Source organism: Pseudarthrobacter sulfonivorans, from assembly GCF_014712225.1.
Taxonomy (GTDB): Bacteria; Actinomycetota; Actinomycetes; order Actinomycetales; family Micrococcaceae; genus Arthrobacter; species Arthrobacter sulfonivorans.
In genome coordinates this window covers 152908-176097 of the sequence record NZ_JACXBW010000006.1, presented here as the reverse complement: position 1 = coordinate 176097, position 23190 = coordinate 152908, and the positions used below count along the sequence as shown (strand labels likewise).

The 23190-nt window shown below is 65.5% G+C and carries 18 protein-coding genes; 13 read left to right on the top strand and 5 right to left on the bottom strand.

The window, feature by feature from the left end; genetic code table 11:
* The first annotated feature begins 7 nt into the window (after positions 1-7).
* The 11 genes from IAQ70_RS09900 to IAQ70_RS09850 all read left to right on the top strand — a co-directional run bounded on the left by IAQ70_RS09900 (position 8) and on the right by IAQ70_RS09850 (position 11196).
* Entirely contained in the window at positions 8-451 is a 444-nt protein-coding gene (locus tag IAQ70_RS09900; protein WP_190989141.1) for a phage tail protein, read from the top strand.
* Complete coding sequence (locus IAQ70_RS09895; RefSeq protein WP_223859751.1) at positions 451-924, top strand: hypothetical protein; 474 nt, start codon at positions 451-453, stop codon at positions 922-924. The genes IAQ70_RS09900 and IAQ70_RS09895 overlap by 1 nt, the downstream gene beginning before the upstream one ends.
* Positions 921-1079 (top strand): DUF6760 family protein, encoded by a 159-nt coding sequence (locus IAQ70_RS09890; protein ID WP_190989140.1) that lies wholly within the window; start codon positions 921-923, stop codon positions 1077-1079. Before IAQ70_RS09895 ends, IAQ70_RS09890 begins: the two co-directional genes overlap by 4 nt.
* Positions 1080-1082: 3 nt before the next feature.
* Positions 1083-3914, top strand: coding sequence for a hypothetical protein (locus IAQ70_RS09885; protein ID WP_190989139.1), 2832 nt, complete (start codon positions 1083-1085; stop codon positions 3912-3914).
* 7 nt (positions 3915-3921) lie between these two features.
* Positions 3922-4359 (top strand): phage tail protein, encoded by a 438-nt coding sequence (locus IAQ70_RS09880; protein ID WP_190989138.1) that lies wholly within the window; start codon positions 3922-3924, stop codon positions 4357-4359.
* A gap of 9 nt (positions 4360-4368) precedes the next feature.
* Positions 4369-5223, top strand: coding sequence for a CIS tube protein (locus tag IAQ70_RS09875; protein WP_223859749.1), 855 nt, complete (start codon positions 4369-4371; stop codon positions 5221-5223).
* A complete protein-coding gene (locus IAQ70_RS09870; protein ID WP_190989137.1) occupies positions 5210-7030 on the top strand; it encodes a VgrG-related protein in 1821 nt (606 codons plus the stop codon). Before IAQ70_RS09875 ends, IAQ70_RS09870 begins: the two co-directional genes overlap by 14 nt.
* Positions 7031-7073: 43 nt before the next feature.
* Positions 7074-7487, top strand: coding sequence for a GPW/gp25 family protein (locus tag IAQ70_RS09865; RefSeq protein ID WP_190989136.1), 414 nt, complete (start codon positions 7074-7076; stop codon positions 7485-7487).
* Positions 7487-9436 (top strand): putative baseplate assembly protein, encoded by a 1950-nt coding sequence (locus IAQ70_RS09860; RefSeq protein ID WP_190989135.1) that lies wholly within the window; start codon positions 7487-7489, stop codon positions 9434-9436. Before IAQ70_RS09865 ends, IAQ70_RS09860 begins: the two co-directional genes overlap by 1 nt.
* 1 nt (position 9437) lies before the next feature.
* Entirely contained in the window at positions 9438-10007 is a 570-nt protein-coding gene (locus tag IAQ70_RS09855) for a phage tail protein I (protein WP_190989134.1), read from the top strand.
* 571 nt (positions 10008-10578) lie between these two features.
* A complete protein-coding gene (locus tag IAQ70_RS09850; RefSeq protein ID WP_190989133.1) occupies positions 10579-11196 on the top strand; it encodes a discoidin domain-containing protein in 618 nt (205 codons plus the stop codon).
* Here IAQ70_RS09850 and IAQ70_RS23170 read toward each other — a convergent pair.
* Together IAQ70_RS23170 and ilvD are read right to left on the bottom strand one after the other, a co-directional pair.
* The gene (locus IAQ70_RS23170; RefSeq protein WP_190989132.1) at positions 11165-13582 is read right to left on the bottom strand and encodes an AfsR/SARP family transcriptional regulator; all 2418 of its coding nucleotides are present in this window, start codon (positions 13580-13582) and stop codon (positions 11165-11167) included. The genes IAQ70_RS09850 and IAQ70_RS23170 overlap by 32 nt on opposite strands.
* Before the next feature lie 1219 nt (positions 13583-14801).
* On the bottom strand, positions 14802-16667 hold the full coding sequence (ilvD, locus tag IAQ70_RS09840) for a dihydroxy-acid dehydratase (RefSeq protein ID WP_190989131.1): 1866 nt from the start codon (positions 16665-16667) through the stop codon (positions 14802-14804).
* A 76-nt stretch (positions 16668-16743) separates the two neighbouring features.
* Here ilvD and IAQ70_RS09835 point away from each other — a divergent pair, with 76 nt between their 5' ends.
* On the top strand, positions 16744-17535 hold the full coding sequence (locus IAQ70_RS09835; protein WP_190989130.1) for a helix-turn-helix transcriptional regulator: 792 nt from the start codon (positions 16744-16746) through the stop codon (positions 17533-17535).
* 16 nt (positions 17536-17551) lie between these two features.
* Here IAQ70_RS09835 and IAQ70_RS09830 read toward each other — a convergent pair whose 3' ends face one another.
* Positions 17552-19297, bottom strand: a complete 1746-nt coding sequence (locus IAQ70_RS09830) for a M28 family peptidase (protein WP_317983624.1) — start codon at positions 19295-19297, stop codon at positions 17552-17554.
* A 411-nt stretch (positions 19298-19708) separates the two neighbouring features.
* Between IAQ70_RS09830 and IAQ70_RS09825 the strand changes: the two genes are divergently transcribed.
* Positions 19709-20449, top strand: a complete 741-nt coding sequence (locus IAQ70_RS09825) for an IclR family transcriptional regulator (protein ID WP_263406493.1) — start codon at positions 19709-19711, stop codon at positions 20447-20449.
* Between the two features lie 364 nt (positions 20450-20813).
* On the opposite strand, the gene IAQ70_RS09820 is transcribed toward IAQ70_RS09825, so the two are convergent.
* The gene (locus IAQ70_RS09820; RefSeq protein WP_190989128.1) at positions 20814-21626 is read right to left on the bottom strand and encodes an IclR family transcriptional regulator; all 813 of its coding nucleotides are present in this window, start codon (positions 21624-21626) and stop codon (positions 20814-20816) included.
* A gap of 479 nt (positions 21627-22105) precedes the next feature.
* Positions 22106-22879 (bottom strand): N-carbamoylsarcosine amidohydrolase, encoded by a 774-nt coding sequence (locus IAQ70_RS09815; RefSeq protein ID WP_190989127.1) that lies wholly within the window; start codon positions 22877-22879, stop codon positions 22106-22108.
* Positions 22880-23190: the final 311 nt, after the last annotated feature.

The window sequence follows — 23190 nt, the reverse complement described above, 5'->3', positions numbered from 1 at the left end:
CAAGACCATGGCCCTCGGCGATTTTGACAACTCATCAGCCAACGCCTTCTCAGTCACAATCGACGGCATTGAGGTGCCACGCGTGATCGAGGTCAGCGGCCTCAAGACCGAGGTCGACAAGATTGAGCTGAAGCAGCAGATGCAGGACGGCAAGTACGTTGTCCGCCAACTCATCGGGCGGCCCAAAGCGGGAACATTCTCGGTCACGAGAGGACTGACGGACAGCAAGACCGTCACTGACTGGCTCAGGATCGTCATGGATGGCGACGTTGCCGGAGCCCGCAAGACGGCCGCCGTCTCGTTGCTCGATTACAAGGGCGATACGCTGAAAACCTACAACTTCGTCAATTGCTGGGTGCAGAGTGTTGAACTGAACTCGCTCAAGGCAGGCGCCACTGAGCAGGCCACGGAGAAATTCACCATCTGCTACGACGAATCAACCATCTCGTGATGCAGCGGACACATGGCGCCGCGGTGTTCGCGGAACCGAACCTGAAGGACGGTCACCAGCCGGATCGGCGCACCGCCGGGGGAGGGCCAGCGGACCGCCAGGAGCTCCGCACGGAGTTCAGCTTCACCCTGCCGCGCGGCTACATGGACCAGGACGGCACAATCCACAAAGACGGAGTCATGCGGCTGGCGACGGCCCGCGACGAACTGCTGCCCCTCTACGACGCACGGGTCCAGGAGAACGCCGCCTACACCACCGTGGTCCTCCTGGGCCGCGTCATCACCTCGCTCGGCACGCTCGGAGCCGTTTCCCCGGCCGTCGTCGAGAACATGTTCGCCTCCGACGTCGCCTTCCTGCAGGACTTCTACCGGCGCATCAACGCCGAGGGCCACACCCGGATCGCCGTCACGTGCCCGGAGTGCTCCCACCGGTTCACCGCGGACCTTGCCGGTGGCCGCCTGGGGGAATCATGACGTACGCCCCGGACCGGATCTATGAGGAGGTGGCGTACGTGGCCTACCACTTTCATTGGCCGCTCAACGACATCCTGGACCTGGAACACGGCCAGCGCCTCCGCTACGTCAAGGAAATCGCCGGAATCAACACCCGTCTGTCCCAGGAGCGGTGAACCATGCGGTGGCCTTGGCAACGCGAGCGGACCGGACCCCCGGCTGACACGCTCCGCGGCGGGCCCTCAGAGCCGGCGGCGATCGCTTCCCGCGTTCCGCCCTCCGGCTGGGCCTTCCTGCCGCCACTGCAACGCACCGTCGAAAATATTCAGCTGACTTCGGATCCCGGACATTTCGCAGGGGCCCTCGCCTCGTGGAACGATCCGTCCTTCACCGGCCCCATGACGCATCTGGTCAGCGCAGCGGCACCCCCGGGATTCATTGATGTCGACGGCGGCGGCCCTGTTTCGGGAAACGCTGGATACTCGCCGTCGCCGGTGGAGATGACGCTGCTGCCGCCGCCGGCACCACGCATTCGCACGACGCCGAACAGAGCGGGGAGCGCCGGCTCGCTTCAGCGCACGGCGTCCGACGGCGGCACTCCCGCCGGTGCCTCGCTTCTGGCCGCTGAACCGGGGGCATTTCCCGTGCTTCACGTTGAGGCCGTTCCGCTCCAGCCACCCGAGCCGCCTTCGGCGGCTGACATGCCCCCTGCGTCCGCCACTCCGGCGGATCCCGGAACATATGCACCGCCCGTGTCTGAGACGGCAGGGGAATCCTTCCGAGCCAGCCTGCCCGCACAGCCGGGCCCTCCCGGCTACCCCGGGGGCAGCACATCCGATGGGCACGCCACCTATGTTCCGCTGCCCCCGGCACCAGCCGTGCAACGGGCCTTGTCCGGGACGGACGGGGCCTCGAAGCAGTACCAGCACGTGCCGCATCCGTCCAAGCTGGGGCTCGGAATGCCTCTGTCCTTTTCCGGGCCCGTCACGGCCTCGGAACCTGCGGCTTCGAACCGGCCCCCGCACCCGGCTGTGCAGCGTTCCGTTGCTCCCGTCGGTTCCCCCGGGTCGACAGGCCAGGCACCTGTTCAGGCACCTGTCGAGGCACTTGTCGAGCCACCCGTCCAGACACTGGGTCCCGAGGACAATTCAGCCGGCCAGGCCGCACTTGGTCCGGCTGAATCACCGCCTTCGCCGTCTCCTGACGGGACCGCAGCCACGTTGCTGTCAGCCGCTGTCGCTCACGAAGCCACTGACCGTGGAGGCCCCGCCACCACGCTTGAGGCACATCCGGCGAAGGCCCGGGAGGCCAGCGATACAAGCCGGCCAAACATGCCGGTTGTTTCCCGGTCAGCGTCGGCGGCAGGTGTCACGCCCGGCGCAGCCGCTGACCGGGACGGCCCCGATGCCCGCTTTGAATCTTCCGGGCAACTGCCCAGCGCCGGCCTTACCGCGGCCGGATTTACCGCGGAGAGTCCCGGCGAAAGCGCTGCGGTAGTCCGGATCGACGCGGCGGACACTGCGACCGCACCCATCGATGCTGCCGCCGATTCTGGTGCTGACTCCACCCCGCCCCCGCCAGTTGTTACCGCCAACGGCCCGGCTCCAGCGGAAGCTGGGGCAGTGCAACGTGGCCTTGAGAGTGGCAGGCCCCTCATCCAACGTGTTGCTGGACCGATGGACCGCGGCTCCCCGGACGGGCAAATGCACGCGGCGAGTCGGGAATCAGCCGTCATACTCAAGCTGCCTTCCGTCCCGATGCAGCGGGCGGCCCGGCAAGCCCCGCCAACCATTCAGCGGTCAGCCCTTCAGTCCGTTCCAAGCCAGCCGACGCAATCATTGACCCAACCGCAGGGACTGGCCCTCCCGACAGCAGTCGCTCCGGTTGTCCTGCGGGTTGTCCAGACGGCGTCCCCCGGTACCAGGCCCGAAACGTGGCAGCGCCTCACCGCGTTGCCCGCCGCGGCGCAACCTGTGCATGCCGTGCCGCTTCCCATTCCCGCGCCGGCCTCGAGCCCGGGCGGGCGGGAAACTGACGGACTTGATGGCGCTGCCACACTGCCCGGGCTGGCCATGAACTTGATCAGTGACTCTGCTGCGCCGCCTCCGATGCCAGTGGGAGTCACCAGGGATGCCGGCACACGCGAGAATGCCGGCATGGAAGGTGATTCCGGCACATACGGTGATGCCGGCTTCCACAGTGACACCAAAAGCGGCTCCGACTTCGACATGGTCCCCGGCCCCGCGGCAGCAGTTCCCGCCGTCGATCTCTTGTCTGCGGCACCTCCGCGGCAGAGTGCCGCCGTCGGACGTTCCATTCAGAGAACAGTTGCCATGGACGGCCTATGGTCTACTGCCGACGCCGGGCCAGGGCCTCTGGCCCCCTCTAACTGGTCCGTTGAAGCGGTGTCCCCAACGAATGGCGCAGGAACACAGTCCGCCGGGCGGGGTGCCGGCATTGTCCAGCGCTCGGCTGCATCCTCGGCCGTGTTCCCTCGCCACGTCGAACTGGCGACTGCCGGCGTAGCTTCTCGACGGGTGGACCCTGCCGGCACCGCCGGACTGGCGGTCCCTGCTGGCGCGCCTGCAAACGAGTACTCTTCGCCTGCCCTTGTCCTGAGCCCCGCTGCTCAGCCCGCCGGCCAGGCGACAGCAAGCGCCGTTGCTCAGCGGGAGGTCACCCCCTTTCCACCGGAAGCCCAATCCGGGGCTTCAGTGGCAGGTCCTGCGCCCGCCGCTGGACTCCCAACTGCAGCGCCGGATGCTGCAGGTTTCGCGGCGTCAGTGCAGGCCGACGCGGAGTCCGCTCCGGCCGGAGCAGCCCGGCAGGGGCCCGCGGCGAGCGGAAACGGCCGGGCAGGGCCAGAGCCACAGGGCCAGGGTACCGCCGCAGCCACTCCTGAACAGCTGGAAGAGCTAGCCAAGCGGCTTACCGGGCCGCTAATTCGTCGCATCAAAGCTGAGATGCTGCTGGACCGCGAGCGCCGCGGCCTGCGGACCGATGTGAACTGAGGAAATCATGCTGGAAGACGTAGATACCGCGGTCAGCGTCCGCTACACGGTTGCCCTGGACAACGTGAGCCTGGGAACCTTCAGCACGTGCGAGGGCCTGGGATGCGAAGTGGTCATCGAATCCCGGGAGGAAGGCGGGAACAACTCGTTTGTCTGGCAACTGCCCACCCGGCTTAAGTATCCGAATATCACCCTGACCAGGCCGTTGGGGAAGGACACCGAAAAAATCGCCAAGTGGTTTGCCGGGATCGCGTCCGGCTACACCCGCTGTACCGGCATCATCGAGGTCATGTCTGCCAACGGCAATAAGATCGCTGGCTGGGAACTCTACGACGTGGTCCCGGTGCGCTGGAAAGGTCCCTCACTCAACCCGGACCAGCCGAAAGTGATTATGGAGTCACTGGAGATCGCGCACCACGGATTTGTCTCGAAGATGGGCCGGTAGGGGCCGGCCATGACAACCAAGACTCGGGCTAAAGAGGCGGCGGACGCAGAGGATGCCAATCCGGCGGCAGCCGCCGCCATCGCTGCCGGCCGCAAAGCCCATGAGGGAGGCGAAGAAGCGCTTAAGCTCTCGCACGCGTACCTGGAACTCCGCGAACCGTCCAAGGATGGATCGCTGGACAAAGGCGGGCCGCCGATAGGCCGCATCAAATTCCAGTTCAACCCGAAGGAACTGACATTGGGCAAGTCGGCGTCCTGGAGTCGGCAGACTGCCAAGGGCAACAAGAAGGCGGGGCCGCCGCAGTACAACGGACCAATGCCCTCCAAGCTCTCCTTGGAGATGTTCTTTGACGCATCCGCAAAGCAGGACGGTGACGTGGTCAAGCGGGTGGAGCAGCTGATTTCCTGCTGTACTCCCACCCCCGCATCCCTGAAGCAGAACAAGGGATCCCCGCCGTGGGTGCTGTTCCGCTGGGGGGATCTGACCGGGTCGCTTTCCTATATAGCCAGCGTGCAGGTCAAGTACACCCTGTTCACCGCTGCAGGGCTTCCGGTGCGTGCCACCTGCACCGTGGCACTTGAAGAGATAGCGGGGGAACCGCCGAAGCAGAACCCGACGTCAGGCGGTCTGGTGCCGCGCCGCGTTCATGTCCTCGTCGAGGGGGAGACGCTCGCCGGCATCGCCTACAACGAGTACGGAAACCCGTCCCTGTGGCGGGCAGTTGCCGCAGCCAACGGCATTGATGATCCAATGCGGCTGCGGTCCGGCATGTCCATACTGCTGCCCGCGGTGGATGAGCTGCCGTCAGCGGCACTGCAGGACGAGCTGACCGACGGGCGGGGGGTGCTCCGTGGCGCACGGTGACGAATTCAGCAACATGCTGCTGGTGGAAGTCGCCGGCCGGCCGCTTCCTCCGGAGATTGCCGCACGGCTCGTATCCGGCTACATCGACGACAGCAGCAATGTACCGGACCTGTTCCTGCTGAGGTTCAGCGACGAGTATTCCACGGTGCTGGAGAAAGCAGGAATCAGCATCGGGGTGCCGGTCAAGCTGATGGTCCAACAGAGCGGCCCCGGCGGCCCTGCGCCTTTGCTGTCCGGCGAGGTCACCGCCGTGGAAACGGAAATGGATCACGACGGCATGTACACGATCGTCCGGGGGTTGGACCATTCCCACCGCCTATTCCGGGGACGCCGGGTAGAGGCGTACCTGCAAAGTACGGCCGCGGACATCGTCCGCAAGGTGGCGCGTCGCGCCGGAATCCAGGCCGGCACGATCGACGCCAAAGGCCCTGTGCTGCAGCACGTGGCCCAGGACGGCATCAGCGACTGGGACTTCCTGCACCGGCTGGCCGCCGAGGCCGGCGTGGTCCTGTCCGTGTCTGGCGGCTCGCTGCACTTCACGTCGTCGACGGATGCGGCGACGGCCCCGCCGGATTCCGGCGGTGCGAGAAACGAGCCGCTTGTGCTCGAAAGGGGCGTGAACCTTGTGTCCCTGCGCGGAACTGTCACGTCCGCTGAACAGGTTCCGGACGTGGAGGTCAGGGGCTGGGACGTTGCGGCGAAACGGGCGATTGTCGCCGTCGCGCCGGCAAAGACACGCAGCGCCAAGCTGCCGGACGTGAACCCCGTGGCGCTCGCCAAAAAATTCAACAGCCCGCGCTATGTTGCCCCGGCCACGGCTTTCGAGCAGGCGGCACAGTGCGACGCTACAGCTGCGGCCCTCGCGTCCCGCCTGAGCGGCTCGTTCGCCGAACTGGAAGGCGTTGCCCGCGGAAACCCCAAGCTGCGGGCCGGTACGGCTGTCTCCCTGAAAGGGGCCGGAAGGCCATTCGACGGGAGCTACACGCTGAGCTCATCGCGGCACGACTTCAGCCCCGATACCGGTTATCTCACCACGTTCGCCGTGAGCCACGAATCCGAGCGCTCACTCTACGGAGTCGCGGCCGGAGCGAACAGCAGGGCCGCCGTGCCCGCCGTCGTCAATGCAGTGGTGACCGCCGCAAAGGATCCCGAGAACCAAGGCAGGGTCAAGGTGAAGTTTCCCGTCCTGTCGGATAGCTACGAGAGTTGGTGGGCGCGCACCGTTCAGGCCGGTGCGGGCGCTTCGCGCGGCGCAGTGGTCCTCCCGGAGGTGGGCGACGAGGTCCTCGTCGCCTTCGGACACGGCAGCTTCCAGCAGCCTTTTGTCCTGGGAGGCCTCTACAACGGCAAGGACAAACCCGATAGGCCGTGGGCGGACCATGTGGGGTCCAGCGACGGCGCTGTCCGGCGCCGCGCCTTCGTGTCCCGGTCCGGCATGCTCGTAGAGTTCCTTGAATCTTCTGACGGCGAACAACTCACCGTCAGCACCAACGGCGGACGACAAAGGATCACGCTTGTCCAGAAACCCGATGCCGCAATTGAGATCCTTTCCGAAGGGCCGGTCAACATCACCGCGAAGAAGGACGTTTCAGTCACGACGTCAACGGGCGAGGTGAAGATCAAGGGCAAGAAGGTGACCGTGGAAGCGTCGACGGGCCTTGAACTGAAGGGTGCCACTGTGAAGATCACGGGCAGCGTGTCGGCTGAACTCAAGGCACCCAACGTCAAGGTGGCGGGAGACGCAACAGCCGAACTGAGCGGCGGCGCAACCACAACGGTCAAGGGCGGTCTGGTCCGCATCAACTGAACGCGACCACGAGATGTTTTGGGCTGACGACAGGAGGAATGACGTGGGACAGGAATTCATCGGTGCCGGCTGGGCGTTCCCGCTTCGAACCGACAGGACGGGCGGCATCGCGCTGGTTCGGGATCAGCGTGAGATCGAGGAAAGCATCCATCTCATCCTGGCGACGTCACCGGGGGAGCGACCCATGCGTCCGGAATTCGGTTGCGCTGTCCACGACTACGTTTTTGCGCCAGCAGATGCCGCAACAGCCGGAGACATCGCATACGTGGTCCGCGTGGCGCTGAACCGCTGGGAGCCCCGGATCGATGTTGAAAACGTGCTGGTCCACCTCGATGGGGCGGACGACGGGGTGATGCTGATCGACATTCAGTACACCATCAGGGGCACCAACGACCCCCGGAACCTTGTGTTCCCGTTTTATGTCATCCCGCGTAGCCGGGAAGAACGTGACTACTGATGCTGCCCTCACCCAATCTTGACGATCGCCGCTTCCAGGACCTTGTGGATGACGCAAAGCGCCTGATCGCAAACTACTGCCCGGAGTGGACTGACCACAATGTCTCCGATCCGGGGGTGACCCTCATAGAATCTTTCGCTTTTATGGTTGATCAGCTGTTTTACCGGCTCAACCGCGTGCCGGACCGCCTGTATGTCGCTTTTTTGGATCTGCTGGGCGTCACACTTCACCCACCGACGGCCGCCTCGGTTGAGCTGTTGATGTGGCTCTCAGCACCCCAACCCGACGCCGTCGTGATTCCGCAGGGAACTGAAGCGTCCACCCGGCGCACCGAGGAGGACGAAGCGGTGGTGTTCGCCACTACGCGGACGCTGACCATTCCTCCGCGCCGCCTGGCCCACATCATGGCCCAGGCCGACGGCGGGGTCCCAGTGCCACATCCGGAGGCTATGCACGGGGACGGCGGTTTCGCCTGCTTCAACACCCCGCCGGTGCCAGGCGACGTCCTGCTGCTCGGGCTCAACGACCAGGCGCCGTCCTGCGCGGCGGTCCTGCGTTTCGACTGCGAGGTCAGGGGCGTTGGAGTCAACCCGCAGAACCCGCCGCTGGTGTGGGAAGCGTGGGACGGCACTGCCTGGGTTTCCTGCGACCTGGACAGTGACGGAACCGGCGGCCTGAACCGGCCAGGTGACGTTGTTATCCACCTGCCACCCAACCACACGGCCTCCGTATTAGCAGGATCCAGGGCTGGCTGGTTGCGCTGCCGCGTCGTGGAGCCCGACACGGGCTACCCCTCATACAGCGCGTCACCCACCGTGCGGTCCGCGAGCGCTTTCATCATGGGCGGGTCCGTGCCCGCCATCCATGCCGAGACCATGGCCGATGAGGTGATTGGCATGTCGGAGGGCGTTCCGGGGGAGTCCTTTGAACTGGGCAGGCACCCTGTGGTGCCCGGCGGCGAGGATTTCGTCATCGAGATTGCTTCCGGCTCCGGCTGGGATTCCTGGACGGAAGTGGACTCGTTCGCCGGATGCGAACCGGATGACATGGTCTTTGTACTTGACCGCACGGCCGGCACGGTGCACTTCCCGCCCGCCGTCCGCGAACCGGACGGAACCCTGCGCTACTACGGGGCCGTGCCGTCCGCCGGCAGCCTGGTCCGCGTTCCGCGTTACCGCACGGGAGGCGGTCCAAAGGGAAATGTCGCCACCCGCGCTGTTTCCGTGTTGCGGTCCACCATTCCATTTGTCAACAGCGTCGAGAACCGCCGCGCGGCCCACGGCGGTGTGGCTCCGGAAACGATTGAACAGGCCAAGGTCCGCGGCCCGCTGGCACTGCGCACCAGGGACCGTGCCATCACCGCTGAGGACTACGAACAGCTGGCTAAGAGAGCAGCGCCGGACATTGCCCGGGTCCGCTGCATCCCGGCCACGGCAGCGGACGATGCTGGCGGGGTGCGAGTGTTGGTGGTCCCGGCAGCCGTTCGGGACAAGGAACAACGCATCGCCTTTGAAGATCTGGTTCCGGACGACCAGACCCTCGCTGAGGTGGCATCATATCTGGATGCACGCCGACCCGTGGGGGCCCGGGTTCTGGTGGAACCGCCCTTCTACCGCGGTGTTACCGTGGTTGCCCGGCTCACGGCACGTCCCCGGATCTCGCGTGAGGTCCTGCAACGGGATGCCCTGAAGGCGCTCTACCAGTATTTCGATCCGATCAGCGGCGGTCCGGACGGCGACGGATGGCCGTTTGGCCGTCCCGTTCACGCCGGCGAAGTCCACGCGGTGCTTCAGGGGCTGGCCGGAACCGAGATTGTGGACGAGGTGCTGGTGTTCGCAGCTGATCCCATCACGGGCCGGCGGGGAGAACCACTGCAGCGGGTGGACGTGGAACGGAACGCGTTGGTGTTTTCCTTCGACCACCGTGTTCGTGTCGTGGAAGGGGCCTGACATGCGCGGCATGGTGAACGGACTTGCCAGCCCGGTACCCCTGGCGCCCCGGCTGCCCGCTGTCCTCCAGGAGGATGATTTCCTCCGGCAGTTCCTCAGGGCGTTCGACGACGCCCTCGCGCCTGTGTTCACGACGCTGGACGGACTGGACTCCTACTTTGACCCGCGCCTGGCCCCCGAGGATTTCCTGGATTGGCTCGCGGACTGGGTGGGTATCCGGCTGGACGAGTCGTGGCCGACGGACCAGCGGCGCGCCGTGGTTGCCAACGCGGCAATGATTCACCGCCGCCGCGGTACCCTCCCCGGCGTGTCCGACGCCGTTCGCCTCTCCGTTGGAGGGGCCCTGGATGTGCAGATCGAGGACAGCGGTGGTGCGTCGTGGTCATCGACTCCCGGTGCGGACTTTCCTGGCACCCCGGCTGCCCTGCTTCATGTGCGGGTGTTCGCCGATTCGCCGGAGGATGTCAACGTTCGTCGCCTGGAGGGGGTTATCAACGCCGTGAAACCGGCCCACGTCTTTCACAAGCTGGAGATCGTGCCCCGAGTCACCCTGTTGCCGGACGATTCCTAAGGAGCCCAAGGTGCTGATCTGCGGAGATTGCAGTGCCCGGAACAACGACGGCGAGAGCTTCTGCAGCAATTGCGGCGCCTATCTCGTGTGGCAGGGCGAGCAGGGGGAAACACGGCCCAGCGCAACAGAAAAGCCCGGGGCAGATCCCGGCCCCGCCATGAAAACAGTGCTCTTGCCCAAGCTCCCTCCGCCGCCGGACCACGCCCCGAGTCATCCGTCGGTCCATGGACCCGGTTCCCAACAGGGCCCGGCCCCACGGGCGGGCAAGGACGCCAGCGGTCTTTCCCCGGTGCCGCGCGTAACGCTCATGGCCGGCGGCTCCCGTGAGGACGACGCTCCAGGGGCCGTCAAAGCAGGGAAGCCCGCCGTCCCGGTGACCGATGGCAGCACCGGGCCGGGTGAGGTAAAACCGGGCAAACGGACAACCCCACCTCCGGCAGCCGCCCATCCTCCCGGCAATGAGGAGCCGCCGGCACCCGGCGAACTGATTTGCGGTCGATGCGGGACAGGGAACAAACCGGACCGCAACTTCTGCCGACGGTGTGCAGCGAGCCTCAAGGAGGCCGCGGTTGTGCCGCCACCGCCGTGGTGGCGTCGGCTCGCATCAAAACGTGCGAAGCCTTCGCTCCCCGCCGGGACCCGGCCGAAACGCAAACGGCGGCGGTTCCCCGTCAGGCTTGTATCCTTTCTGGCGGTGCTGGGCGTCCTTGGCGGAGCAGCCTACGCGGGCAAGGATACGATTGCCGGTGGTGTGGAACGGGTCCAGGACATCCTGTTCAGCGGAAACGAACGCGCCATTAAGGCCACTGCATCGAGTTCAGCACCGGACCGAGGGGCCGATCTGGCGATAGACACCTTCAGGAACACGTCATGGGCCGCGGGAGTGACGGGCAATACGGCAGACCAATACCTTGACATTACTTTCGGACGGGAAATCCGCTTGACGTACATCTACGTCACCGGCGGTCCGGACAGCGAACGGCGTCCGCGGAGTGTGGAGATTATTGCACTCCAAGCCGACGGCGAGCGTCCCATCAAAACGTTCGCGTTGATGGACGGGCCGGCAAGGCAGGACTTCTACGTCGGCGCAGACCGGGTTTCTTCGGTGCGGTTCAAGATCCTCGAGTCGTCGGGTCCTGCGGAAGCACCCGTGGCTGTCACGGAGATTCAGTTCTCAAGCCGACGGTGACCTTGTCAGCCGTTGTGCGGTCAGGGCCGGCCGGGACTCCCAGCGAATTCAGCACGACGTCGTATCTGCTCTGCGCCCGTTGGGCGGCGGCCGGATCCCCTAACTGTCGGAACGTCTCAACCAGGGTCCGCCACGATTCATCCCGCCAAGGATCTATTTCAACGCTCCGCGTTGCGGCGGCGGCCGCTGCTGCCGAGTTCCCTAAACCAAACTCCACCCCCGCGAGCGATGCGGCAGCTTCGGCAGCCCGCATGCGGTACCTTTCGCGCGTCTCGGCGGCCCATTCGGCCGGCCCATCCTCGGGGAGGACCTCGCCCGTGTACAGCTCGACAGCCCGGCGAAGTTCAACTGCCGTGCCAGGGTTGTCCCCGGCCGACCTCGCCTTGGAGGCGGCATAGAGTGCGTCGTCGAAGTCAGCAAGGTCAAAGGTGGACCCTGTCCCGAGCACCAGTGCGTAGGCCTCGCCTTGTCGGGCAAGAAGCTGCGGGCATTCGGAGGTCCCTTCAGGCTGCAGCGCGCCCCGAAGGCAGGACACGCTCACCTGCAGGGCATGAAGAGCAGCCGGCGCGTCTAAGTCGGGCCACAGTATGCCCGCGAGCTTCTCCCGGTGCACTAGGCGGCCCGCATTGAGGGAAAGAATCCGCAGCACGGTACGTGCCTGGGGCCGTATCTTGGAGAGGTCCACCGCTACGCCGTCACGGCGAAGGGTGAATCCACTGAAACACGCCACGTCCAACGATGGCAGCCGGGCGCCCCGGCACGGCGGGTCTGTTCGGCTGGGCTCCTGACTTGTTGAAAGCGGCAGGTCGGCGGCCACAGCCTGCTTCATAGGGCCCGGAAGGCGCCGTTGCTGACTCTTCGGGACCAACCACGTCCAAGGACGACATAGCAGGCCTGCAGACTGCCCTGTTTGCGTGGCTTGGCGCATCAGCTCTTCATACTCGTCCGGCGTTTGGAGTGCCATAGCTGCGTACGAGATTGCAAGGGCCCCGGGCACAGCTGCGGCACGGGCGAACGCTTCGGCGGTCTGCACGGTGTCGAGGGCTCCCGGGATGTCGAGGCTTGCGGCGACAAGTGCCTGCGCCGACCGGGCCCAGGCTTCGAGCGTGCCGGCCGAAAGCCGGCGGAAGCGCAAGGCGAGGGCCTCCAGCTGCTCAAGATCTGTGGCCCCCGACCGCAGACGGATAAGCGCTGCGGCAGCGGCGACGAGCGCCGCTCCCCATTCGTCGCCGCGGTCCTCGCAGGATGCAATGACAGCGTCCACTGCCTTGAACCCTGCAGGGGTCCTGCGCAGTGCCGCCTGGATGCCATGAGCCAGACGGCATAGCCACGTAAGGCCCCGCCGTTCTGCCTCGCCCAGGACGGCGTCGACCTCAGTGGCGGCGGCGCCAGAGGCCGTGCCTGAGTTGTCGTGCCCAAATACGGCCAGGACAAGTTGCGCCGCGAGGGCAGACCCGAGGCAGGTGCCGGGCCGCTCAGCAGCCCCAATTAGCAGTGGCAGTGCGGCTTTCTGGTTTCCCGCCACCAGAAGCGACAATCCTGCGGCCAGCACGTTTTCGGGCTGGCGCCGGTATGCCAGCGGGCGTGCTGCAGCACCAGGATTACTGTGGAGCGCATTCCGTAACTCCCACGACGGGGCAAATACGGACGGCGGGGCAGCGCTACCGGCCCACACAGCCGCTGTCAGACTAAGATCCCGGGCAAGGCGCCGACAATCACGGTCGGCCGTTAGATCGGGAACTCGGGCGGCGGCGCGCTCCGCCGCTGCGGGCCGCCCGTCGTCGACCATTTGCCGGCAGCGCGCCAGCATGGTCCAAGCGTCGTCCCGCAATACGGAATCAGGAAGCGAAGCCGCCCATCTGCACATTCCGGGCAGGACGGCCAGCGTGCCGGCCCGGCCAAGAACCTGTCCCACTGCCTTCCAGTCATTACCCTCTGCCAGGACCTGTAGCCCTGCGCCCACCGCACCCTCCTGTTCAAGAATGGCCGCGGTCCGTTGCCGGAGCTCAACCTGTGCATCTGACCCCGCATCGCCGACGCTGGCAAGCAGGTATTGCCGCAGGACCTTCGGTGTCCGGAACATCGTTCCGTCATCGTCCATGGATAGGACCCCAAGGCGCTCGAGCTGGTGGAGCAGCACCCGGCTGTCATTTCTATCGAGAAGCGCATCGCAACGTGATGGCGTGAGGACTTCCAGCAGGCACGAGACGCGGAGCAATTCTTCCATCTCCGCTGAGATTCCGGCCAGGAAGTGGTGGGTCAGGTAGTCTCGGGCAAATCGTGACGTCGCACCGAGGGATTCCGCGGAACGCCGTCTTGCTGTACTGGTGCGGTTTTTCGTTGCGAGGTGGAAGAGGTGCAGCGCTGCGGCCCAGCCCTCGGTCACCTGAGCCAGGTTTGAGACGCCGTCGTGGCTGAGCGGCTGCCCGTAAGTGTTGCGAAAAAGCTCATCAATTTCGGGTATGCGAAACCTCAGATCGTCTCCGCGGATTGTTAGGGCAGTCTGCAGCTCGGATCTGGCCAGATTGAGATGAGGCGATCGGCGGCTTCCAACGAGGAAGCGCACATTGGGCGAGCTGAGGGCTATCAGCTGTTCAAGTTCAGCCTCCGCGCATGTATCTTCCAAGAGATGGAAATCGTCCACGACAAAATACAGTGGACGTTCCAGGCGCTCGGTGGCACGTGCCAAGGCGGGGAAAGAGCTGGCCGGCTCGGCCTTGATGGCTCTAGCCAAAGCAATTGCAAAACATACAATCATTCTCTCCGGTTTCGCATCGAGCTTGCTCGACCGATACCACGCCACATCGCCGGAACATTGCGCTGCCCACTGTGTGAGAAGGGTTGTCTTCCCAGTGCCAGGGGGGCCGACTACCAGTCCCAGCCGCGGGCTGCTTGAATCATTCAGGCCTGGGGTCAGACGGGGGCGCAGCAATCCAAATGCTGAAGGTGCCTTGGAGAGACGTTCAGGATGTGGGTCGACCATACCGTCCTGCTTTCCTACAGTTTCGGTTCCCGTTGTTTCAGACACGCCGGGGGATTGTGGCAGACGCTGATGGCTGAGGCCCTAACGAGCGCATCCGGCAAGCATGCAAAAGTCACGATCTGCCTTCTTCACAAAAGTTCTCGCCACATGGCGCGCTCCGAACATTAGGGCCGGTCCCAGCAGTTAACCCGGGCGAGCGTTATCGGGGCGTTATTGGATCGTTTTGACTGCCCTAACATCGGGCCATGTGGGCTTTCCTGGCACGATAGATGGCCGCGGAAACGAAGCGGACCACGGGCCCAGGCATTGCGGAGCGCCGGCGGCCGCAGTGCTGCTGATCTTTGCCTGACCGTTTCCGAGATCCTGCCGGCGACTTGGTATGGCCTGCCCTGAAGCGATCGGCCCGAACGGTTCGCCACCCTTAAAGCGGATCGCGGCGGACATCATGGCGTTGATGGCCCCTGCGGTCTGGAGATGTTCCCCGTGGCCGGAATCATCACTGTCGCGGCCGCACCCTTAACCCCGCGTACCGCCGCCTCCCGGCGTCCTACACGCGGGTAGCTGCAGAGGCCGAGGAGGCGGCGGACACCGTCGGGTAATCCGCCGCCTACGGCCGCATCCCTTATCCGACGGCGACCGGCAGCGGCTCCAGGGGCACGTGCCGCACTGCCCCCTTGTCTGCGGAGAGCGCGAAGGCCGCGTAGGCACGCAGCGCGGGGGAGACGGCGCGCTCACGGTCGCGGGGCCGGTAGCCGGTGGTCGCCTCCAGCAGATCGCGGCGGCGGTCAAGCTCGTCGTCGGGCACTTCCACCGTGATGGAACGCGCGGGGATGTCGATGGAAATCGTGTCGCCGTTCTCGACCAGTGCGATGGCCCCGCCCGCGGCAGCCTCGGGGGAGATATGCCCGATTGACAGCCCGGAGGTTCCGCCGGAGAAGCGGCCATCGGTGATCAGCGCGCACTTCGCGCCGAGACCCAGGCCCTTGAGGAACGACGTCGGGTAAAGCATCTCCTGCATGCCCGGACCGCCGCGCGGGCCTTCGTAGCGGATGACGACGACGTCGCCTGCGACGATCCGTTTGCTGAGGATGGCTTCGACGGCGTCGTCCTGCGATTCGAACACGACGGCCGGGCCGGAGAACTTGAAGATCGATTCGTCCACGCCGGCGGTCTTCACCACACAACCATCCACCGAGATGTTGCCCCGGAGCACGGCCAGTCCGCCCTCCACGGTATGCGCGTTTTCGATCGAGCGGACACAGCCGTTCGCGTCGTCGGTGTCCAGGGTGTCCCAGCGCTCGGACTGGGAGAAGGCCGTCGCGGAGCGGACGCAACCAGGCGCCGCGTGGAACAGTTCGACGGCGGTGTCGGTGGCTTTGCCGCCGCGGATGTCCCAGTTGTCCAGCCACGAGCGCAGGTCCGGACCGTGCACGGAGCGCACATCGTGGCGGAGCATCCCGCCGCGGTCCAGTTCACCGAGGATGGCCGGGATGCCGCCGGCGCGGTGTACGTCCTCGACGAGATAGTCGCCATTGGGGGCAACCTTGGTCAGGCAGGGTGTCTTGCGTGAGATGGCGTCGATGTCCTCGAGCGTGAAGTCGAGTTCGGCCTCCTGGGCGGCGGCGAGCAAGTGCAGGATGGTGTTGGACGAGCCGCCCATGGCGATGTCCATGGTCATGGCATTTTCGAACGCGGCGCGGCCGGCGATGGCGCGCGGCAGCACTGACTCGTCGTCACCGTCGTAGTAGGCGTTGGTGATGTCCACGATTGCCTTGCCGGCGTCCTGGTACAGCTCCTTGCGGGCCGTGTGCGTGGCCAGAGTGGTGCCGTTGCCCGGCAGCGAGAGGCCGAGCGCTTCGGTGAGGCAGTTCATGGAGTTGGCCGTGAACATGCCGGAGCAGGAACCGCAGGTAGGGCAGGACGTTTCCTCGATCCGCAGGAGATCCTCGTCGGAGACGGAGTCGTTGACGGCGTCGGCGATGGCGGAGATCAGGTTCAGGCGCTTGCGGACGGTGCCGTCCACCAGGACCGCGGTGCCGCCTTCCATGGGGCCTCCGCTGACGAAGACCGTGGGGATGTTCAGCCGCAGCGCGGCCATCAGCATGCCGGGGGTGATCTTGTCACAGTTCGAGATGCAGATCAGGGCGTCGGCGCAATGCGCGTTGACCATGTACTCCACTGAGTCGGCGATCAGGTCGCGCGAGGGCAGCGAGTAGAGCATTCCGCCGTGGCCCATGGCGATGCCGTCGTCGACGGCGATGGTGTTGAACTCGCGCGGGATGCCACCGGCCTCAATGATGGCGTCCGAAACGATGCGCCCGACCGGCTGGAGGTGGGTGTGGCCGGGGACGAATTCGGTGAAGCTGTTTGCGACGGCGATGATCGGCTTGCCGAAGTCGGATCCGTTGACGCCGGCGGCCCGGAGCAAGGCGCGTGCGCCCACCATGTTGCGGCCGTGGGTGACTGTTCGTGAGCGTAGAGGAGGCATGTAAGCAGTCAACCAGTGGGCGTGCGGCGGTGGAAGACGGTCCTGGTACTAGTAGTGGGAGTGCTAGATTCTTGGGATGAGTGATGAACGACGGCGGGAGCTGGGGCAGTTCCTGCGTGACCGGCGCGGAAACCTGGTTCGGGCGGAGCTGGGACTGCCGCCCATCGGGCGCAGCCGCACCCAGGGACTGCGCCGTGAGGAGGTTGCCTCCTTCGCCGCCGTCAGTGTCACCTGGTACACGTGGCTCGAACAGGGCCGGGAGATCAATGCCTCGCGCCAGGTCCTCGAGGCCATCGCGCGGGTGCTTCAACTGACAGCCGCCGAGAACTCGTACCTTCTGGCTTTGGGCGGCTACACTCCCGTTCCAGTGGCGGACATCGCCCCGATAGAGGAAGCACCCGCACACGTGCAGCGGCTGCTGGACTCTCTGGACTTCCCGGCCTTCGCCGTGGCCCCGGACTGGGGGATCGCCGGCTGGAACCGTGCTTACGCAGGCCTGTATTCGCGAATAGCGGCCGTCGGACCGGCTGACAGGAACCTGCTCTGGCTGATTTTCACGGACCCGCACCTGCGCGAGATGCTCCCCGATTGGGAAGAGACGTCACGGCATTTCGTTGCTGAATTCCGCGCCGAAGCAGGAGCGCGCCTGGGATCGGCGGCTCACACGGCGCTGATCTCCCGCCTGGCCGCGGCCAGCCCCGAGTTTGCCCAGCTCTGGGCCGACCGCGGCGTGGAACGGTTCGCCTCCCGGCAACGGGTCTTCCTCCACCCCGAGGCGGGTGAGTTGGTTTATGAGCAGCACCGGTTGGTGCCCTCGGACGCGCCGGAACTGCACCTGGTCATGTATGCCCCTGTGCCGGGCACGTGAACGGGTTCGACCGGTATCAGGTGCCGCTGTTCAGAGCCTGCGCCACGAAGATGGCGATCATCCGCAAAATTTCCAGGGCGAGGCTGGTGTCGAGTGTCTCGAGGGTGTCCCGGTCAGTGTGGACGCGGTCGTTGGCAGAGTCGGTTCCTTCGATCGTCAGGACGGCCGGAATGCCCGCGTCGATAAAGGGCACGTGGTCGCTATTGAATGGGTCGAGGCTGGTCTGAACGGCCAGCGACGTACTTGCCTGCGCGATGCCTGCCAGGGCGTCGATCATGCCCTGCGACACGGGTGCCCCCTCCAGCAGCACCGTGGCCGTGCCGGTATTTTTGCAGGCGATCATGTCCATGTTGATGACGGCGCTGATCCGTGCGCGCTCAGCCGCGTTGAGGCCGCTCACGTACTGTGTGCTGCCGAACAGGCCCTGTTCCTCGCCTCCGAACAGGACCAGGCGCAGGTCGTGCGTCGTTGACCGGCCCGCCTGTGCCCGGGCGATGGCCAGCACGCCGGCACTGCCGGAGGCGTTGTCGTCCGCACCCGGTGCGGCGGCTGAAAAGCCAGTGACGTTCACGGAATCCAAGTGCGCAGTGACCAGCACCAGCTCCCGCTCAGCACCGTCCCCGGGGCGGTCAGCAATGAGGTTGCGGCTTGTCCCGCCGGGGACGGCGACGGTCTGGATCTGCGTGGCATAGCCAAGTTCGGTCAGCCGCCCTTCCGCCCAGTCCAAAGCCCCGAGGAACTCGGTGCTTCGGGAGTGGCGCGTGCGCAGGCGCGCCAGCCTTCCGACGTCGTCCTCAAACGCTGACTCAGACAGGTCGTCGGCGCCGATGCCCCCCTCCGCAGCCGCCGGCGCTGATCGCCCGGCCCCGGCAGCCCGTTGGTCAAACACCACGGCGCCGGCCGGAAGGGGGCCCACCCGGTAACAGGACGCGTGCGGCCCGTCGGCGGGGGACTGCACGGCAGGATCGAATTCGACCACCAGGTAACGGCCTTTGTCCACCACGACGCGGACATCAGGATGGTCCTCCTGGAAGAGGCGGGCGGTCTGCGTGACCACATGAAGATGCCGTTCGGGAACCAGCAGGCGGCGCGCCGAATCAGCAGCCTCGCCGCGGTCGGGGTCCTGTCCGGGGCGACCGGCGGGGGTGCGCACCACAAGTACGTCACCGAGCCTGGACCACCTGGCATTGCTGGCCCCGATGCGGTTCATCATCGCTTCCTGACCGTCTGGGTGAACGTCCATGACAACGGTCTCCACCGGTTCCCCGCGGTCAAGGAACGTCTCCACAAGCGGCAGGACCCCGGCCAGCGTGTCGATCTCACCGTGCGGCTGCCCCGGGCCGCGGACATGGACAGCCACCAGCCCCAGACGGCGGGCTGCGAGCACATGGTTGCGGTTCTCGGTCACAAACAGAATGTCGCCGAATTCGACGGCGGGACCCGCCTTTGAGGCTGCTGCCCGGAAAACCGCCTGGTCCGGTTTGAACACGCCCACCTCCGTGGACAAGGTGACCCGTTCCGCGACGGGCTCGAAGAACTGCCGGATGCCGAGGTCGTCAAGCAGGCTGTAATACTGCTGCTGGATGGCGCCTACATCCGAGGGCGCGGCCGGCATGTCAAAATCGGACACGAGACCGAGCACGGCGGCCGGCTGCCCGTCGGTGCGCAGTGCGGCAATCGCCTCAAGCGTCTCCACGGCGCCGGGAAGGAGGACACCACCGCTCTCGAGAGTGTCACCAAGATCGAACAGAATGAGTTTCACAAGCGGCTCCCAGGTTCTGGCCCACCACAGAAGAGTCCGTACCGGGCCTCATGGTCCTGATTCTTGACCATGGCGCGTTACTGCCGCGTTACTACCGCCCCACGATCCGGAGCCCAAGCCCGCGCGGCGGCGGCGAAACAAGCGAGCCGCGACCACGAGCCGACGGAGAACCAACAGGGGCGAGGTAGCGCCAGCAGCGAGTGTTTTCGGCACGCGCGGATCCGGGCTGGCGTCCTGCAGGTCGTATTCTTGGGGCCGCGCCGCCGGCGATGTAGTACTGGCGGCTACATCCCGGACTGCGGCATATGATGGGCCAAAAGAGCGGCGGGGGACACGCCACACGGAAGGATGCAGATGGCAGGCAGACCGAGGCAGGACAACGGGCAAGTCCAAGGAGCTGCGGCCTCCCTGTTGAACGGTCTTGCTGTACTGGAAGCCTTTTCCGTTCAAAATCCGGTTCTTGGTGTGACTGAGGTTGCTCAGCGCGTTGGCCTCCACAAGAGTACGGTGTCGCGCATTCTTGGCGGTCTGGCTGAAGCTGGATATGTCCAGCGGGATGAGGAGACGGGACGGTATCGGCTCGGACTGGGTCTCCTTGCGTTGTCCGGCCCTTTGCTGGCGGATCTGGATGTCCGACGGGCTGCGTTTCCGTATTTGGAGCAGTTGACCGAAAGCACCCAAGAGACCAGCGCAATCTCGGTCTGGAATGGTCATGAGGCCATCGTCGTGGAGCAGGTCGCCAGCCACTATCAGGTCAAACACACTGCCACCATTGGAACCCGATACAACAAATTCGAGAGTTCCTCGGTGCGGGTCTTCCTGGCGGAGCTGGCCCCGGCCCTCGCGACCGAACTGATCGAAACGGGGCGGATACTACGCACGGCAGGAGATGGTTTGCCGTTGGACCACACAGCCCACCTGCAGGAAGTCGCCCGTCAGGCATACGCTGTCAACGATGGTTCGACTGCCGAGGAGGAGTTTGGGGTTTCCGCTCCGGTCCGGGACTACCGAGGCAAGGTGGTTGGGTGCATCACTGCATCCGCTCCCCGTTCCCGCGTGCACAAGCACGCCACCGGGGACGCTTTGGTTCAAGCCGTGCAACATGCTGCCTCGGAAGTATCCAATCGCCTGGGCTGGTCGGCCGCGACCTGAGCCACGGGAAGGAATCAGACCTGAAAGTTCCGTCCCGGCAGCCAATCCGTCCGCGTAGGCGTAGGGCCTTCTCTTCCCAGCTTGTGCCAACCGCGGCCACGCCGGAAGTGTCAGGTTCAACGGCCTGCGCGGTTCTGGAGAAGGGGCTGCCCTGCGGATCGAACACCTCCGCGTCTCCGGTCCCGGCGAGGCCGTGACCACGACGCTCGGGCCGGTCGGTCCTGCGCTGGAGACCGCCGAGGAAAGCGGCGCGCAGAAGTTGCTCGATCCTGCCGGGGCGCCGTGTCGCGGCTTTTACCGTCCCCTGGCTGCTGGAGGCTGGAGGCAAGTGCGGGGGTTGCTTTCCGGAGGGCGATGGCGGCGGTCAGGGCACTGGAGTTGTTTCGCCCGGACGGCTACCCAGCCGTGACGATACCCTTTCGGCTGCCTGTAGCACGGCTTCGCGGAGGAGGGACTGACTCTGCTGGTGCTGCACCCGGGCCCGGGGTGCGCTGGCTGTGATGCAGCCGACGACTGCGCCCCGGTAGTCCCGCACGGGTGCGGAGACGCCGTATTCCTCGTATGTGGTCTCGCCGTCGTTCACGGCGTAGCCGTGGTCCCGGACCTCGGCCAGTTGTTCATGGGCCGGGTCGGCGAGTCCCCGGTAGTCGTGCTGCAGCACTGTGCGGCCGGCCAGAAGGCGGTCAGTCTCCTCGGGCGGGAGTTCGGCGAGGAAGACGCGGACCGAGGAGCTGGCGAACTTGTTATAGCGCGTGCCGATCGCAGCGCTGTGCTTGACCTGATGAGGGCTCGCCGTCTGTTCCACAACGATCGCGTTGGTGCCATTCCAGACGGCGATCGCGGCCGTCTCGCCGGTGGCCTCGGTGAGTTCTTCGAGATGGGGCAGGGCGGCACGGCGGACACCGAGCTCGGCCAGCAGCGGTCCGGCCAGGCCGATCATCCCGAGTCCGAGGCGGTATCGCCCGGTGTCTTCGTCGCGCTGCACGTATCCGGCTTCGTCCAGGCCGGCAAGCATCCGCGAGACCGTGCTCTTGTGCAGGCCGACGAGCTCAGAGATCTCCGTGACGCCCAGGAGGGATCGCTTGGCGACGGAGAAGGCTTCGAGAACCGTCAGACCGTTGAGCAACGACGCTGCCGCCCCTTGCGGTTTGTCGGTAGTGGTTTGTTGATCCAGCATGAGTTCTCCCTCTTCGGGCGCTAGTGCAAATCACCCGTATCAGTCATCGTACGATGCCCGTTCCTCCACTGGCCGGAGGCCGGGCCGCCGGCCGCTGCGGGCCCGCCGCGGCCCAGGAGATCCGGGACCGCACCGTGGTGAAAGGATCCGCCTAGCCCACGGGGGTCTTGACCGGGTTCGCGGAACAGTGTCGGCGAGGTCGGGCAGGTTGTTATGGTACTGGATGACGTTCTCCAGCGGCTCGACGTCCACGGCGGAGGAGCCCCTCTGATGGACGTTCTGGTCTCGAATCTGCTCCTCACGGCATCGGGTGGTGGATCGGCGTAGAGGTATCCTTGGCCACTGCCGTGTTCCAGAAACGCACTCATCACCGCAGCCCAGCCCGACCCGACGACAGCCGGCACCCGCTGAGGGGTGCCGGCTGTCGTCGGGTCGGCCCGCGGATGCCGGACCGCGGGGCTCCGAGAGTGCGGTGCGGCTTAGGCCGGATCCGCGGGGCATGCCACCTCGGGCTGGGGATCCGAGAGGGTCTTCGGGACCGTGTCCTCGAACTGCGGGAGGCGGTTCAGGTAATCCACCACCGAATCCGTGGACTCCACGTCACCGAACTTGTTGTCGATGTCGTAGAGGTTCCACTGCACGACGCCCGGGACGCGGTCACCGATGGTCTCGCGGGGGATGATCGGGCGGAAACCCTTCGCGATCGCATCCTCGACTGTGTGGCGCACGCACCCGGCCGCGGTCGCACCGGTCACGATCAGGGTGTCGATGCGGTTGGAGGTCAGGAAGAGCTCGAGGTTCGTCCCCGGGAACGCCGAGGCGCGATTCTTCTCGATCACGACCTCGCCCTCCGCGGGCGCGATGCGGTCGTCAATCTGCGCCCAGTAGGAATCCGCCGGAAGGGTCTCCGTGGGGATCTTCGAGTACCACAGACCCATGTCGTTCGTCCCGGAGGTGGCATCGCGGTTGCGATACACGTTCGTGGTGTAGAAGACCGGGACACCCTTGGCACGCGCGGCCTCGTTGATGCGCTGGACGTTCGGGATGATCGTCTCCATGCCCGGGCAGCTGAACGGGTGGCCCGGACGGGTCCAGGCGTTCGCGAGGTCGATGTGGATGACGGCGGGGCGGTTGCCGAAGCCGATCCGACGCTTGAAGCCTCGCTCGTTGTAGATGTCCGTGCCTGCTGCGAACGCCTCCTCCAGCACTGCTGCAAGACGGGCTTCGATGTCGTTGAACGTCTCTGTTGTCATGGTTGTCTCCACTCTCTCGAGGACCGGGCTTTCCCTGTCCGCATTTTGTTGCTGTGCCATCACAGTAGTTGCTGTTTGCGCAACGTACAACCCCTTTTCTGAGATTTCCCGGAATTCGCTTCCAGGCCCCGCGTCGGCCAAGGGGGCCAGGCCGACGTCATCCGAAAAGCATGAACTCGGAACGAGGCGATTTATCCAAAAGCCGCGCGGGGGTCAACCCTTGACCACTCGCAGCATCCGGTCCATAGGCCAAGGGGGCGCCTGAAAAAAAGAGCCGCTAGCCATTGCATGTTGCTCCCACAAGAACTACA

Excerpts from the sequence above, each read along its gene's own strand:
- IAQ70_RS09900 (WP_190989141.1), top strand. The coding sequence starts at position 8 with ATGGCCCTCGGCGATTTTGACAACTCATCAGCCAACGCCTTCTCAGTC.
- IAQ70_RS09855 (WP_190989134.1), top strand. The coding sequence starts at position 9,438 with ATGCGCGGCATGGTGAACGGACTTGCCAGCCCGGTACCCCTGGCGCCC.
- IAQ70_RS09860 (WP_190989135.1), top strand. The coding sequence starts at position 7,487 with ATGCTGCCCTCACCCAATCTTGACGATCGCCGCTTCCAGGACCTTGTG.
- IAQ70_RS09835 (WP_190989130.1), top strand. The coding sequence starts at position 16,744 with ATGAGTGATGAACGACGGCGGGAGCTGGGGCAGTTCCTGCGTGACCGG.
- IAQ70_RS09895 (WP_223859751.1), top strand. The coding sequence starts at position 451 with ATGCAGCGGACACATGGCGCCGCGGTGTTCGCGGAACCGAACCTGAAG.
- IAQ70_RS09815 (WP_190989127.1), bottom strand. The coding sequence starts at position 22,879 with ATGACAACAGAGACGTTCAACGACATCGAAGCCCGTCTTGCAGCAGTG.
- IAQ70_RS09875 (WP_223859749.1), top strand. The coding sequence starts at position 4,369 with ATGACAACCAAGACTCGGGCTAAAGAGGCGGCGGACGCAGAGGATGCC.
- IAQ70_RS09820 (WP_190989128.1), bottom strand. The coding sequence starts at position 21,626 with ATGCTGGATCAACAAACCACTACCGACAAACCGCAAGGGGCGGCAGCG.
- IAQ70_RS09885 (WP_190989139.1), top strand. The coding sequence starts at position 1,083 with ATGCGGTGGCCTTGGCAACGCGAGCGGACCGGACCCCCGGCTGACACG.
- ilvD (WP_190989131.1), bottom strand. The coding sequence starts at position 16,667 with ATGCCTCCTCTACGCTCACGAACAGTCACCCACGGCCGCAACATGGTG.
- IAQ70_RS09890 (WP_190989140.1), top strand. The coding sequence starts at position 921 with ATGACGTACGCCCCGGACCGGATCTATGAGGAGGTGGCGTACGTGGCC.
- IAQ70_RS09880 (WP_190989138.1), top strand. The coding sequence starts at position 3,922 with ATGCTGGAAGACGTAGATACCGCGGTCAGCGTCCGCTACACGGTTGCC.